The sequence below is a fragment of the Haloterrigena sp. KLK7 genome (assembly GCF_037914945.1).
Classification (GTDB): Archaea; Halobacteriota; Halobacteria; order Halobacteriales; family Natrialbaceae; genus Haloterrigena; species Haloterrigena salinisoli.
On record NZ_CP149787.1, the window covers coordinates 3,148,167 to 3,162,043 of the forward strand.

Sequence of the window (13,877 nt, forward strand, 5' to 3'; positions counted from 1 at the left end):
GTTCAGAACCTCTGATAGATTACGTCGGACGTCGATCGGTCGTCGAATACTCTCGAGATGTCGATGACGATTGGACGTCCGGGATACGCTGCCGCGATGTCGTCGAGCGAGAACGGAGGGAATTCGTCGTGATCGGTGAGCATGAGGACGCCGACGGCGGTGCCCTCATCCAGCGAAGACCACATCTCGAGGTCGAACGCGGCCGCCGCGTCCGCCGGGTCGACGTGCGGATCGTATCCGACCGGCTCGATGCCGAGGTCTCGCAGTTCGTCGAACAACCGCCGTTTCGCTTCCGAACGGAGGTCCTCCGCGTTCGGCTTGTACGCGAGCCCGCACGCGAGGAGGCGATTCTCGTTGGTACCGTCGATTCGTTCGTCGCGTTCGGAGAGAGCGTCGGCGATCAGTCCGACGATGAAATCGACGACCGATTCGTTGACGGCTCTGGCCTCCCGCATGAGAGACGCGGACCTGCCGAGTCGCTCGAGGCGTTCGATCAGAAAGTACGGATCGATCGGAATGCAGTGCCCCTCGACCAGTCCGGGCGAGTATCGCACGAAGTTCCACTTCGAATCGGCGACCGAGAGTACGTCCTCGTAGTCCAGCGAATCGACGCCGTGGCAGGCCATCGCGAACTCGTTGATCAACGCGATGTTGAGGTCTCGCTGCGCGTTCTCGAGGCACTTCGCCGCCTCGGCCGACTCGATCGACGGCGCCGGGTAGAGTTCGTCGACGACGCTCTCGTAGAGGTCCATGAGCTCCGATCGAACGGCGTCCGTGTGGCCGCTGACCGGCTTGACGCTGTCGCGGAGACTGCGTTCTTCCCCGGGGACGAGTCGTTCCGGAGAGTAGCCGGCGTCGAAGTCGTCACCGAGCGAGAGTCCCGACGCCCGCTCGATCTCCGGCACGAATTCTTCGCGGGTCGCACCGGGATACACGGTCGACTCGAGGACGACAGTGGTCCCCGGTTGGAGCTGTTCGCCGATCGTCCGTCCCGCCGAGCGGACGTTCGAGAGATCCGGTTCCGAGGTCTCCGTCAGCGGGGTCGGAACCGCCGTGATGATAACGTCGCAATCCCGTAACCGCTCCGGATCCGAGGTGAACTCGGGGCCTCCTTCGTCGCGGTCCGCGGGGCCGACTCCGGTCACCATCGGGGGCTTCGCTCGAAGCCGCTCGATTTTCTGCCGCTCGATGTCGTATCCGACGACGGGGTGTCCGGCGTCCGCAAACGCCGTAGCGAGTGGCAATCCAACGTAGCCCAATCCGATAATGCCTATCTGATCCATATCTCTCTATCTATCGGGGTTTACACTCGCACTTATTGCCCGCCAACCGTTGTCCTGTTAATTCCGACACGAGCTGTAGGAGAACGCAAGTAATAGCCGGTACATAGCATATTCTCCCTCTTTTTAATTCGACAACACCACGATCGTTCTTTTAACCGGAAAGATCCTTATGGTTCGGCGCTACTGAACAGATATAATAGGACAATTACATGTCTCCCGATATTGGTTTTTATTCCTATAGTTCTTCCATATATGGAGGGTTTGATAGCTCTGAGAGTCCGTTCGCGGAAGCGGTGATTCAGTCGAGAAAGGACTGATTTCGGACCCCGCTACCGGCTCGACGGCGGTAATTCGGCGAACCGGTCCCATCTGCGACCGGCGATCCGATTCAACTGTCCGAATCGCCTACTGTCTGGGTCACTGGAATTCGTGGTGGAGAGTAATTACTACCGGTTTCTTCACGGCCGTTGTCGAATTAGTCACGGCGTCGCGATACGAGGAATCATTCGGACATCGATACGCCAATCGAACGGGCGTGAGTCCGGTTTGCGTTCGATTGCTTCGTCCCGGTGATCCTAGCGAACTAAATACTGTATTCTCAGAGTCATCCCTATGCGACGCCGACAAGTCTTAACCGGTAGTGGGGTCGTTCTCGGGGCGGCGCTCGGAGCGACTCCGATCGCCGCCACGCGACAGGACGATACCGGCGACGCCGAAGAACCGGATCCGGTCGAATTCGCCGGCGACGGCGTTACAGTCACCGAAGAGTTCGAAATCGAGGGCGGGCCGACGGTGATCGAGGGTATTCACGAGGGGGCATCGACGTTCGACGTGCGGGCCGTTCCGGACGAAAACGACCGGGAGTATCGGCTTCTCAGTCACGTCGGCCCGTTCGACGGGTCGACCGGCGCCTTTCTCGAAGAAGGCGTGTACGCGCTCTACGTCGATGCCGACGGACAGTGGGAACTGACCCTCCGGCAACCGCGCGTATCCGAGACCGAGGCGGAGGAGCCGCCCGTCTCGATCACCGGTTCCGGAACGGACTGGATCGGTCCGATCCTGTTCGACGGCGACGCGACCGTCGGAGCGGTGTACGAGGCCGAGTCGGCCTTCCGCGTCGACGTCGTCCCGCAAGACGCGGAGAACAACGACTTCGTCTGGAACGGGCGAGAGCTGATGTTCAACGCTATCGGTGCGTTCGGCGGTGTAACCGCCGTTCACACCGACGGAGTCGGGTACGTGACGGTCGACGCTGCCGACGAGTGGACTATCGAAATCGAGTGATCACCCAGCCACGTCACCGACCCTTCGATCGTCAGTGCGATTGATCGGAGTCTCCGTCGAATCGCGTCCGGGGCTGTACCCGTTCGGACGAGTAATTCGAGATAGTTAGCGACTAACCTGTTATTTTCCAACAATGGTCACGGCGTCGTCACAAGCCGTATCAGCGGATAGACGAGTCATCGTCCATTTGCGCAACGAAACATATGAACGCTGCTGAAAGGAATGCTCCCGAGACATACGCCAATAAAAACTACCTTCAGGGAGGTTTGATCGCTGCCTCAACTGAGAGAAATCCGGACACCACACCCGCCTTACCGAAAGGTCTCGACGGTGGGTGTGGTGATGGTTTGTTTACACGAGAGAGGCTATTTCCACGAGCATTGTAATCGCATTCTAAGTGTTCAAACGCTATTGAGGATTGTGCCGATGATACTATCGGCTATTTAAAAGTACAGCTGTACCGACGACCGGTAATATGCCAAACAGTGGGTCAGCGACGCTCGACTCGAGGCCACGATCATCGAAAAATCGTCCCATCGACCACGCTGCGGTCGTGCTAGCAGCGGGGGAGGGAAGCCGCTCGCGGCCGCTCGCTCGGAACCCCCCGAAACCGATGCGTTCGGCGGCCACGAAACCAATTCACGGGCACGTCTTCGACCAGCTCGTCGACGTCGGAATATCCGAAATCGTCGTCGGCTATCGCCGCGATCGCGTCCAGTCGTACTTCGGATCCTCGTATCGAGGCACCGCGCTCACGGACGTCACACAGGAGGAACAGCTCGGTACCGGACGCGCCGTGCTCGAGACCGAACCCGCCGCCGACGGGACGTGCCTCGTCGGCAACGGCGACCGGATCGCCGACAGTCGAATCGGCCGAGACGTCCTCGAGGCCCACGACTCCGACACCGCCGCGGCGGTCGGTTCGAACGCGGAGATTCGGGCCGGTGCGACGGTTCGCGGGACCGTCGCCGAGGGAACGGAGGTGCGATCCTGATGTGTGGCATCATCGGCTACGCTGGAACGGGGGCGAACGAGGGCCCGTCCGACGTGCTGATGAACGCGCTCTCGAGCCTCGAATACCGCGGGTACGACTCCGCCGGCATCGCGATCGCAGACGGTTCGATGGCGGTGTACAAACGGGAGGGCGAACTGTCGGAACTCGAGGACGCGCTCCCGACCGAGGCACTCGGGGGAAAAGCGGGTATCGGCCACACACGGTGGAGTACGCACGGGCCGCCTTCGGACGCGAATGCACACCCGCACACCGACTGCAGCGAGCGCGTCGCCGTCGTTCACAATGGGATCATCGAGAACTACCACGAGCTTCGCGAGGCGCTCGAGGCTACCGGGCACGAGTTCGACAGCGAGACGGACACGGAAGTCATTCCCCACCTGATCGAGGCGGCGCTCGATCAGAACGACGATCCCGAGACCGCGTTCCGTCGAGCGATCGATCGGCTTGAGGGGAGCTACGCCGTCGCGGCCGTGTTCTCCGGCCACGAGACGGTCTACGCGACGCGCTATCGATCGCCGCTCGTACTCGGCATCGGTCGCGGCGACTACTACCTGGCGAGCGACGTCCCGGCGTTTCTCGAGTACACCGACGACGTGATCTATCTCGAAGACGGCCAGTTCGCGTCGATCCGTCCGTCGGGCGTCGAGATCACCGACGAACGAGGGACGAGCGTCGACATGCCGGTCGAAACGGTCTCCTGGAACGCGGAAGACGCGGGAAAGAGCGGCTACGACCACTTCATGCTCAAGGAGATTCACGAACAGCCTCGCTCGCTGCGCGAGTGTCTCCACGGCCGACCGCGAGAACGGGACGGGACCGTCTCGATCGACGAACTCTCGGACGTGACGCGTCCGGATCGCGTCCACTTCGTCGCCTGCGGGACGTCGTACCACGCGTCGCTCTACGGTGCTCGGCTGTTTCGGGAACGAGGCGTTCCGGCGACGGCCTTTCTGGCGAGCGAGTACGACGTCGAGTCGATTCCGGTCGAGGAAGGGACGCTAGTCGTCGGCGTCACGCAGAGCGGGGAGACCGCCGACACGCTCGGCGCGCTCCGCGGCGCGAACCGCGTCGGTGCGGAGACGCTCTCGGTGACGAACGTGGTCGGGAGTTCGGCCGCTCGGGAGACGGACCACGCGATGTACATCCGCGCCGGTCCGGAAATCGGCGTCGCCGCCACCAAGACGTTCGCCTCACAACAGGTCGCGCTGGCCATGCTCTCGAGTGCGCTCACGGGAGAATCCTCCGAGGCGTTCATCGACGCGCTACGCGCCCTTCCGGATCAGGTCCAGTCGATTCTCGATAGCTCACAGGCGAGAGCGATCGCCGACGAGCACGTCGACGCGGACGCGTACTTTTTCATCGGCCGCGGCTACAACGCGCCGGTAGCGCTCGAGGGCGCGCTCAAAATGAAGGAGATCACGTACAAACACGCGGAGGGATTCGCCGCCGGCGAGTTGAAACACGGGCCGCTCGCGCTCGTCACTGAACGGACGCCGGTAGTCTCCCTCCTCACCGCCGAGTCGAACGCCGAGAAGATGCTCGGAAACGTGACGGAGGTCGGATCCCGCGGCGCGCCGATCGTCGCAGTCACGGACGTCCCGGAACTCATCGAACGTCACGCCGACCACATCTTACAGATCCCGGAGACGCACCGACGCCTCACACCGATTCTGGCGAACGTCCAGTTGCAACTGCTCTCCTACTGGGTGGCCAATCGGCTCGGTCGGTCGATCGACAAGCCGCGGAACCTCGCGAAGAGCGTCACCGTCGAATAGCGCGCCGGCGACGCGGGTTCTCTGCACGGCCGACCGACCGCGGCCAGCGGCGTCCGCTCGAGGATACTGCGAACGCACGCGCACCAACGGCCGATTTCGTGACCGAGTCCTCGTCGGTTCGTCGACGCCATTCTCGCCGAGAGACCGGTCCACTGCGATCGACGTGGAGTACGACGTCCGCTCCTAACGGAGGGGACGGTTCGTCGGGCGTGGCGGCTACGACCTCGATTTCGACCCGACCGTTTCGGTCTTCCCGCGACGATAACTGAGTCTCGTCCGGGCCACCTCGCGAAGGTACTCTGCGAGCCCGCGGATCGCCAGCGCGTGGCTCGAGGCCGACCGAGGAGACCGGTACGCCGGGCGTCCGCGACGCGAACGCGATTCCCCGCTGGATCGCCCAGCGGGAGTTCGAGGGCGGGAGCTACGAGGTAGCGATGAAGGTCACCAAGGACGCGGACGGCGAGGTCTACGACGTCAGTGGGGAGTTCGACGACCCGCTGGAGGTCGCACGAAAGACCGACGTTCCGATCCGCGAGGTCGCTCGCCGAGCGGAGCGAGCGGTGGGAGACGAATAGGGAACTAGAAAATCGGAACCAGCGGCGCTCGGAAACCGCACACCGGAGCGGTCTATCCGCACGAGTTAGTCGTCTTCCGTCTCGGTATCGAGATCGATCGAGATCGATTCGGCGTCGGTCTCGTTCGACGATTGCGTGACGACGGTCGAACTGCTGGTGACCGACGAACTGGACGTCGTCGACGACGTCGACTGGGTCGACTGCGAGACGCTGGTGCTGCCGCTCTCATCCGTTTCGCTCGTCGACGTGACCGTCGACGTCGACGTCTGCGTGCCGTCCTCGGAGACCGACGTCACGGAGAGCGAGACGTCGTTGTCGGCGTCGACGATCACGTCGACGTCAGTCGCACCGGTGTCGGAATCAGTCGCGTGGATCACGACCCCCCACGGGAACGTCTCGACGTCCGCGTCGTCCGCAGTCGCCTCGTTCGGATAGTCGTCCGTCGCGTCGGGAACTGTCATCGTCGAGATCGAGACGTCGGACTCGGCTTCGACCGTCACGTCGACAGCGACGGCACCGGTCTCTGAGTCGTTTTCGTAGGTTACCGTGCCCCACGGGAATTCGGTTTCTGTCATGTTTTCTGAAGTGTTCTCGGTCGAATCGGTCGCGGGATCGTCGGGCGCAGCGATCGCCGCTGCACCCACGGCGACGACCGCCGCTGCCGCGAGTCCGATCGTCAGCGCCATCGCGGTTCGTCGGTTCATATCTCAGTTAGCACCCCGAGGATCGTTACCGTCCCCAGTGATTGACTCATCGACAGATTCGGCTATTAATCAACGGAACCGTTTCGCCGGTATCCGTCGGCTAATCGACGGCGAAAGCGATGCCAACGACTCGCGGGACATCCGTAGCGGACGGCTCTGAGACGGGTTACTAGAAGTCTGCGTTTCCACATCGTGCGCGATCGAACGCGGTTCCGGATCGGAGAACGAGTTCTCGCTGTGCTTCCGAGCGCGACTAGACCGTTACCAGTGTCCCCTTCCGACGGACTACCTACGGCCGGCTACTCGGGGGAACAACTGCGAGTACACCGGCGATCCGGACCGATAAAAAATAGCTGACCGAAATCGGGGTTCTCTAGAAGCTGAAGTCGACTTCGAATTCGTTCTCGGCTTCCTGGTCGATTTCGCCTTCGTTCTCGGCTTCGACATCACCAATCTGCGCGTTCTGGTTGGTCTGGTCTAGCGAGTTCGAGGCAGTGGCGCTACCGCCGTCGTCCGCGTACGCGGCGTTACCGCCCTGCACTCCGACGTTCGACTGCGACACGTACTGTTCCTGCTCGAGCTCCGCTTCCGCATACTGGTTGAGGTCCGCGTCTTGGTTAATATCCTGTTCGAGCAGGTCACTGGAGTCAGCTCCATCGTCACCGGAGTTGGTGTCGTCAGCTGCAGCCACACCGCCTGCGAATACGAAGCTACACGCCAGTGCGATCGCCAGCAGCATCGAGATTGCGCGTTTCATTGTTGATTAGTTGTTCCAGCTGAAGTCGACTTCGAATTCGTTCTCGGCTTCCTGGTCGATTTCGCCTTCGTTCTCGGCTTCAACCTCACCGACCTGCTGGTTCTGGTTGGTCTGGTCTAGCGAGTTCGAGGCAGTGGCGTCACCGCCGTCGTCCGCGTACGCGACGTTACCGGCCTGCAGTCCGACGTTCGACTGCGACACGTACTGTTCCTGCTCGAGCTCCGCTTCCGCATACTGGTTGAGGTCCGCGTCTTGGTTAATATCCTGTTCGAGCAGGTCACTGGAGTCAGCTCCATCGTCACCGGAGTTGGTGTCGTCAGCTGCAGCCACACCGCCTGCGAATACGAAGCTACACGCCAGTGCGATCGCCAGCAGCATCGAGATTGCGCGTTTCATGGTTGATCAATGGGCACCCACACACGCATGGACGCTCGAGCACCACTTGAGCCACCGAAACGATTCGCGTCGCTCAGCCTGCGAATCCGGCCGTCTCGAGCGTCCAACGCGCCGTGTTGCCCAGTCGGGACAACAGCCGGGTTCCGTATTAAACCGCCCAACGGTTACGATGTATAGCCGATATTGCGGAAAGTTACAATCGTTAGATCGGGTTGGAAATCTAACTGGAACAGTGCAATATTTACGCGGAACGGGATAGAGATTCGCTACTACTGGAATTTCCCGCTGAACTGATCCCGCGCCGTCTTCGAAATAGGTCGTGTAGATCGGCTGTAACTTTCGTCGCGACGCCGTAATAGTCTCTGGGACGAGAACAGTTCATCGCCGTGAACGAGCGTGCGCTCATCGAGATCGGCGGTCCGACGGCCTCGAGGACCGATCGATCACCGCTTCGATGCAGCGTGATGGCGGTATCGTCACGCACACTCCCGATAGCGATCATCTCGCGAGAGGCGCTGATCCGGCGACGGTAACGGGTCAGCCGACTTCGAGCGCGGTGGCCCCCGTCTCCGGCGCTGATCGTCGCCGTCCTGTTCTCGGGCCGTCCGGGCGAGCGTCGGACTGCATCGCGTCGGGAGGGGCCTCGATCGCACCCACAGCAGCCGGCGAGCCGTTCCGATCGCGGCCGTCGCCCGAATCGGAGTCTCCTCGCGATCGATAGCGGCCCGTCACATTCACTGTCACTTCCTGCGCGCTGGATCTCCTTTCGGTCGTGGAACAGTCATTCGAACAATAATATCGCCAGTAGTCTCGGATTTCGTTGTCGAAAGAGGGTCTCAAAGGGGCGAATTTCGAACGAATCCCGACTGCAGCGGTATTTCGCGCGTCGATCCGGCGACACCGCCGGACGGCGGCGGTACGTAATCGGCCGTATGAGCCGGTCGTCAGGCGGTGGTAGAGGGTAGTTTCCCAGAGTAGAGAGCGAGTTCCAGTTAGTAGGCCGACTGATACGTATTCCAACCTGTCGATAACAAAGTCTATCATCCAGAAAGGACCGTTCGCGTCGAATCGTTCGGCACAAAACAAAATCAAGAGCGAAAATCAGAGTCAACATGATAGACGAAAACGAGAGACGATCACGATATACGACAGTATTGATGGCCTGTATCGTTTCCATATCGATGCTGGCCGCCGGCGCGCCCGCCGCGATGGCCGGTGGAACCGACGACGCGGACGCGGACACGGTCCACGCCCTCGAGGACGGTGAAGACCTCTATCTGGTCTTCGGCGCCGATCTCGACGGGATGAGCCTCGAGGAGTACATCGAGGCGCACGCGTCCGACGAGCTGGAGATCGACCAAGAGAGCAACACCGAGGTCATCCAGCACCAGAACGTCAGTCAGGTAAACATCAACGAGCAGGGCGAGGCGGTGTCGATCTCGATCGACGGCGGCGAGGCGACCGCCATTCAGGAGGCCAACCAGATCAACGCCAACGCCCAGACCGGCGACGCCTCGTCCAAGAACGACGCCGTCAGTAGTCAGACGACGCAGTTCGAGGACGTCGGGAACGTCACCCTGATCATGGGCAACGGCGACGGCCAGCAGTTCGAGGGCTGGGGCGTCACCGACGAGAGCGGTGAGAAGGAGACGATCACGCAGTCGGCCGAGGCCAGCGTGACCCAGACGCAGGCCGTCGCCCAGGGGAACTACAACGAACAGAGCACGGCCATCGCCTTCGCTGCCGAGAACAGCACCGCGACCGCCCTCCAGCAGACCGACCAGTACAACGAGAACCGTCAGGAGGGCGCGGCCAACGCGACGAACGTCTACATCGGAGAGGGCGAGTACGCCGAGCAGAACGCGAACGCCTGGCTCACGCAGGAGCAGGCCGTCGAACAGCGGAACATCAACGAACAGGGCGCCGCCGTCGCCATCGCCGTCGGCGAGAACAGCACCGCGACCGCGATTCAGGTCACCGATCAGACCAACCTCAACGAACAGGTCGGCTCCACGAACGCCGCGAACCTGATCGCGTCGATGGGTGACATGAACATCGCGTCCGCCGGCGACAGCAGCGTCGTCGACACGAAAACGCCCCACGAGGGCAAGAAGGACAAGGGCGACTCGCAGTCCGCGACCACCAGCGTCGATCAGGAGCAGGCCGTCGAGCAGCTCAACGTCAACCTGCAGAACACGGCGGTGGCCGTCGCGATCAACGACAGCGAGGCCGAGGCCGTCCAGATGGCCTCTCAGCAGAACTACAACGCCCAGATCGGCTCCGCCGCTGCGCTCAACGTGTACGCGTCGCCGGGATTCAACTACGACTCGGCATCGCAGACCACGAGTACGACCGTCACCGTCGGCGGTGACGACGTCGAGAACGCGCCGGGCGTGTCCTACGACTACGACACCAGCGCCAACCAGACGAGCGAGGTCACGCAGGACGCGACGGCCGCGCTCGAGCAGACGCAGTTCGTGACCCAGCAGAACGTCAACGAGCAGCACTCGGCGATCGCCGTCGCCGAAGACGACGGAAGCGCCGCCGCGACGCAGGTGAGCATGCAGGAGAACGAGAACGTCCAGATGGCCGCCGTCGCCGCGACGAACGTCTGGATCGCGCCGTAACGGCGATTCCCGATCGATCGCTTTTTCTCTTCGACGTCCGCGTCACCGACCCAGTGCCTCGAGACGGTCGTCTCCGATGAGCGCGCCGAGTCACTGAGTCAGCGACCGAGACGGTATCGACCGCCGAGAAACGGTTTCGTACCTGTTACTCGCGATCGGCGTCCGAATCCGACCGCTGTGCCGTCGCGTCGCCGGTACTGGTGTCGTTGGTACTGGTGTCGCCGGTACTGGTGTCGCCGTCGTCGGTACTGGTGTCACCGTCGTCGGTGCGGTGTTCCGAGAGCGCTTCGTCGATCGTCAGTTCGCCGGCGGCGACACGTCGAGCCAGCACCTCGTCGATCGCTCGGTTCTCCTCGCTCTGCTCGCGCGAGCGGTCCTTGATCACCTGTAGCTCGCCGGCGGTCGGCTCGATGTCCCGCGAGTCGACGACCTCGCCCTCGAGGCGGGCGATATTGACCGCCGCGAGCACGTCGCCCATCCCGCGCGAGCCGGTGCCCAGGTAGGGCGTCGTCCCCGTCTCGTCGACGAGTTCGACCGTCACGTCCTCGAGGTCGTTGACGAGTTTCGCGCTCTCGAGGCGGGAGCCGTCGCCGATCCGGACGACCGGCGCGGTGGCCTCGTCGGCCTCGCGCTGGATCACGTCGACGGCGTCGGACAGGGGCACCTGAAAGGCGGCGACGACCATCTCCCCCGCGAGGACGGCGACGCCGGGTTTCCGACCCGGGTCGACGCCGATGACGGTCCGACCGCCGTTTCCCCGGACCGCGGTCAGGGCTTGGTCGACGGCGCGTCGGGGATGGTCCGGATCGGCGACGACGGTCGTCACGGTCTCGAAGTCGTCGGCGTGGTCGGCGCCGGTGACGACCACTGTCGTCTGTTCCGGGAGTTCCTCGTCGGGCTCGACGGTCGTGAACTGGGTCCCCCGGTCCCGGAGTTCGTTGACGACGCCGTGGTACACCTCGAAGTCTGCTGTGGCGACGACGATCACGGCTCGAGGTTCATCTTCCGGAGGAATAAACGTACAGCAACCGCTCACGCGTCGTTCGACGCGCCCGTCCGCGGCTCATCGCTCGATATCGTCTCAACGTATATATCCCGACTCGGTGATTTTCCACTACAGATGACCGTCAGCGAGATTAGCTACTGTCCTTTCTGCGGATCCGCCGAAATCAAGCGGAGCGAAACGGCACATCGAGGGCCCGAAACGTACTATAACTGTCCTAACTGTGGTCGCGTTGGAACCACTGGCATCGGTCGTTCACCCGGCCGGCTGAACGATTAATCGTCTTCTCGCGAGCGCTCTCGCGTCCGATAGCGAACGGGTATCGGTCCCGCCGAAGCGTCCGTTCGGTCCTCCGTCGCGACTCGGCGATCGGGACCGTCTCACGTTCGCTCGAGGGCGGTCGACCGTCCGCGATCGCTCACCGGCCCGTTCCGGGGGCTTTTTGCGGGTAACCTGCCAACTCGAACCGTGAACGACGAGGCGATTCCGACCGGCTGTGGTCCGGTCGACGAGTTACTCGGCGGGGGGTTCGAACGCGGAACCGTCACGCAGGTGTACGGCCCGCCCGCGGCGGGGAAGACCAACCTCGCGCTGTCGGCGGCCGTGGAAACGGCCGTCGCCGGCGGGACCGCGGTCTACGTCGACACCGAGGGCGTCTCGGTCGACCGCTTCCAGCAACTGCTCTCGGCCCGGGTCGACGACGAGGACGTCGAGGCCGTCGCCTCGCGGATCGTCATCGAGGACGCCCTCGACTTCGAGGAACAGTCCGAGGCCGTCCGGGACACCGAGGAGTTCGCCGAACGCGCGGACCTGATCGTCCTCGACAGCGCGACCGGCTTCTACCGCTTAGAGCGAACCGGCGAGAGCGACGGCGGCGAGGCGCTGCGCAGCGTCGCCCGGCAGGTGACGCATCTCCTCTCGCTTGCGCGCAAACACGACCTCGCGGTCGTCCTGACGAATCAGGTCTTCGCCGATCCCGACGCCGACCGCACGCGCGCGCTCGGTGGAAACACGTTAGAACACTGGACCGGCGTCGTCCTCCGCCTCGAGCGCTTTCGCGGCGGGAACCGGCGGGCGACGCTCGAGAAGCATCGCTCGAAGCCGGCCGGCGAATCGGCCCAGTTCCGGATCACGGACCGGGGACTCGAGGGCGGCGACGAGTCGGTACGTCCCTGAGACCGGTCGGCCGAGACCGAGGCCGAGGTCGAGACCGGAACGACGTGCGAAAACGAAGAGACGGCGTTCGCGCTACAGTTCGTTCAGTTTGCGCAGCAGCTGGCCCCGGTACTCCTCGTCGCTGGTGACGCCCTTGACCTCCAGGACGTTGCGCTCGAGTTTGTCGATGGCGACGCGGAAGGCGTTCTCGGAACCGTACCCCTCGCCGGTGCCGGCGATCTGGCCCTTGTTGGTCCGCAGGCGAATCTGGCAGTGGACCAGCGGCGTTCCGCGGAGCTTCTCCTGGTGTTCCTTGAACCGGACGTGGGCGTGCTGGACCTGCATGTCCTGGTACTTGTCGACGACGTCCTCGATGTTCTCGACGATTCCCTCTCGGGTAATCGTATCGAGCATCGAGATGTTGGTGATCTGGACGTCCATACGCTGCTCCTCGGTGAACGTCAGCGCGCGCAGGACGTCCGTCTTGGTGATGACGCCGATGACGACGCGGTCGTCGTCCTCGGGGGTGACGATCAGTCCCGCGTAGTCCTTCTCGAGCATGGTCTCGACGGCCTCCTGAGCGGTCGTGTCCAGCGTGGTCGTCTCGACGGGACTGTTCATGATGTCGTAGACCGGGACGTCGAGCAGACGCTGGGTGTCGCCGACCCGGTCGCCGGTCGTCGTCGTGTGGTTCTCGCGGATGACGAAGTCGGCGATGTCGTGGGTCGTCACGACCCCCGAGAGGTAGCCGTTCTCGTTGAGCACGGGCAGGCGGGAGATGCCGTGCTCGCGCAGCTGGTTAATCGCGCGCCCGATCCCGTCGTCCTCCACGAGGGTGACCGGATCGGCCGTGTAGATGTCCTCGACGGTGAGCGTATCGAGGTTCTCGAGGACCGCCTCGAGGATGGCGTCGTCGGTGATGACGCCCCAGAGGTCGTCGTTCTCGAAGACCGGAGCGACCTTCGCGTTGCTCTCGACCAGCACGCGGGCCGTCTCCCGGACGTCCTCGTTGCGGTCGACCTGCGGGGCCGGCGCGTTCCGACTGGGTTTCATGAGCGCCGCCACCTTGGCGTCGTCCTCGACGTGGGACTGGAGGACCTCCCGCTCGCTGATGACGCCCTCGTACGCCCCGTCGTCAGTGACGATAATTCCCTTGGGGTTGCCGTCCTCGAACATGGAACGGACTTTCCCCATTCGCGTCCCGACGTCGACTTCGATGAACTCCGTGGTGGCGATATCAGCGATATTCATCCTTCTGGGGGAATATACTGCCGCCGGGCTTTTGAACATACCGCACGTTTTA

At 62.9% G+C, this 13,877-nt stretch carries 11 protein-coding genes and 1 pseudogene; 6 read left to right on the top strand and 6 right to left on the bottom strand.

Features of this window, described 5'->3' with window-relative positions; genetic code table 11:
- Positions 1–2: 2 nt before the first annotated feature.
- Positions 3–1,283 (bottom strand): nucleotide sugar dehydrogenase, encoded by a 1,281-nt coding sequence (locus WD430_RS15585; RefSeq protein ID WP_339103340.1) that lies wholly within the window; start codon positions 1,281–1,283, stop codon positions 3–5.
- Between the two features lie 612 nt (positions 1,284–1,895).
- On the opposite strand from WD430_RS15585, the gene WD430_RS15590 reads away from it, so the two are divergent.
- From WD430_RS15590 to larC, 4 genes and pseudogenes are all read left to right on the top strand, one after another.
- Positions 1,896–2,567 (top strand): hypothetical protein, encoded by a 672-nt coding sequence (locus WD430_RS15590; RefSeq protein WP_339103341.1) that lies wholly within the window; start codon positions 1,896–1,898, stop codon positions 2,565–2,567.
- A gap of 475 nt (positions 2,568–3,042) precedes the next feature.
- Positions 3,043–3,561: a sugar phosphate nucleotidyltransferase gene (locus WD430_RS15595; RefSeq protein ID WP_339103342.1), complete on the top strand. Its 519-nt coding sequence runs from the start codon at positions 3,043–3,045 to the stop codon at positions 3,559–3,561.
- Complete coding sequence (gene glmS, locus WD430_RS15600) at positions 3,561–5,357, top strand: glutamine--fructose-6-phosphate transaminase (isomerizing) (RefSeq protein ID WP_339103343.1); 1,797 nt, start codon at positions 3,561–3,563, stop codon at positions 5,355–5,357. The genes WD430_RS15595 and glmS overlap by 1 nt, the downstream gene beginning before the upstream one ends.
- Positions 5,358–5,606: 249 nt before the next feature.
- A pseudogene (gene larC / locus WD430_RS15605) lies at positions 5,607–5,932 on the top strand (nickel insertion protein); the annotation flags it as partial.
- A 65-nt stretch (positions 5,933–5,997) separates the two neighbouring features.
- Here the strand turns inward: larC and WD430_RS15610 are convergent.
- The 3 genes from WD430_RS15610 to WD430_RS15620 all read right to left on the bottom strand — a co-directional run bounded on the left by WD430_RS15610 (position 5,998) and on the right by WD430_RS15620 (position 7,771).
- Positions 5,998–6,636, bottom strand: a complete 639-nt coding sequence (locus WD430_RS15610) for a hypothetical protein (RefSeq protein ID WP_339103344.1) — start codon at positions 6,634–6,636, stop codon at positions 5,998–6,000.
- Between the two features lie 373 nt (positions 6,637–7,009).
- Positions 7,010–7,375, bottom strand: a complete 366-nt coding sequence (locus tag WD430_RS15615) for a toxin transporter (protein WP_339103345.1) — start codon at positions 7,373–7,375, stop codon at positions 7,010–7,012.
- Between the two features lie 24 nt (positions 7,376–7,399).
- Positions 7,400–7,771, bottom strand: a complete 372-nt coding sequence (locus WD430_RS15620) for a toxin transporter (protein WP_339103346.1) — start codon at positions 7,769–7,771, stop codon at positions 7,400–7,402.
- A 1,199-nt stretch (positions 7,772–8,970) separates the two neighbouring features.
- Here WD430_RS15620 and WD430_RS15625 point away from each other — a divergent pair.
- Positions 8,971–10,416, top strand: a complete 1,446-nt coding sequence (locus tag WD430_RS15625; protein WP_339103347.1) for a hypothetical protein — start codon at positions 8,971–8,973, stop codon at positions 10,414–10,416.
- Positions 10,417–10,561: 145 nt separating this feature from the next.
- Here the strand turns inward: WD430_RS15625 and WD430_RS15630 are convergent, their stop codons facing one another.
- Entirely contained in the window at positions 10,562–11,404 is an 843-nt protein-coding gene (locus WD430_RS15630; protein ID WP_339103348.1) for a hypothetical protein, read from the bottom strand.
- A gap of 483 nt (positions 11,405–11,887) precedes the next feature.
- Between WD430_RS15630 and radB the strand changes: the two genes are divergently transcribed.
- Positions 11,888–12,595 (top strand): DNA repair and recombination protein RadB, encoded by a 708-nt coding sequence (gene radB, locus WD430_RS15635; RefSeq protein WP_339103349.1) that lies wholly within the window; start codon positions 11,888–11,890, stop codon positions 12,593–12,595.
- A gap of 72 nt (positions 12,596–12,667) precedes the next feature.
- Here the strand turns inward: radB and WD430_RS15640 are convergent, their stop codons facing one another.
- Entirely contained in the window at positions 12,668–13,825 is a 1,158-nt protein-coding gene (locus tag WD430_RS15640; protein ID WP_339103350.1) for a CBS domain-containing protein, read from the bottom strand.
- Positions 13,826–13,877: the final 52 nt, after the last annotated feature.

What these genes read in the sequence shown, in the direction of transcription:
- WD430_RS15620 (WP_339103346.1), bottom strand. Translation starts at nt 7,771, where the DNA reads ATGCTGCTGGCGATCGCACTGGCGTGTAGCTTCGTATTCGCAGGCGGT.
- WD430_RS15615 (WP_339103345.1), bottom strand. Translation starts at nt 7,375, where the DNA reads ATGCTGCTGGCGATCGCACTGGCGTGTAGCTTCGTATTCGCAGGCGGT.
- WD430_RS15590 (WP_339103341.1), top strand. Translation starts at nt 1,896, where the DNA reads ATGCGACGCCGACAAGTCTTAACCGGTAGTGGGGTCGTTCTCGGGGCG.
- WD430_RS15625 (WP_339103347.1), top strand. Translation starts at nt 8,971, where the DNA reads ATGCTGGCCGCCGGCGCGCCCGCCGCGATGGCCGGTGGAACCGACGAC.
- WD430_RS15640 (WP_339103350.1), bottom strand. Translation starts at nt 13,825, where the DNA reads ATGAATATCGCTGATATCGCCACCACGGAGTTCATCGAAGTCGACGTC.
- WD430_RS15595 (WP_339103342.1), top strand. Translation starts at nt 3,043, where the DNA reads ATGCCAAACAGTGGGTCAGCGACGCTCGACTCGAGGCCACGATCATCG.
- WD430_RS15585 (WP_339103340.1), bottom strand. Translation starts at nt 1,283, where the DNA reads ATGGATCAGATAGGCATTATCGGATTGGGCTACGTTGGATTGCCACTC.
- glmS (WP_339103343.1), top strand. Translation starts at nt 3,561, where the DNA reads ATGTGTGGCATCATCGGCTACGCTGGAACGGGGGCGAACGAGGGCCCG.
- WD430_RS15610 (WP_339103344.1), bottom strand. Translation starts at nt 6,636, where the DNA reads ATGAACCGACGAACCGCGATGGCGCTGACGATCGGACTCGCGGCAGCG.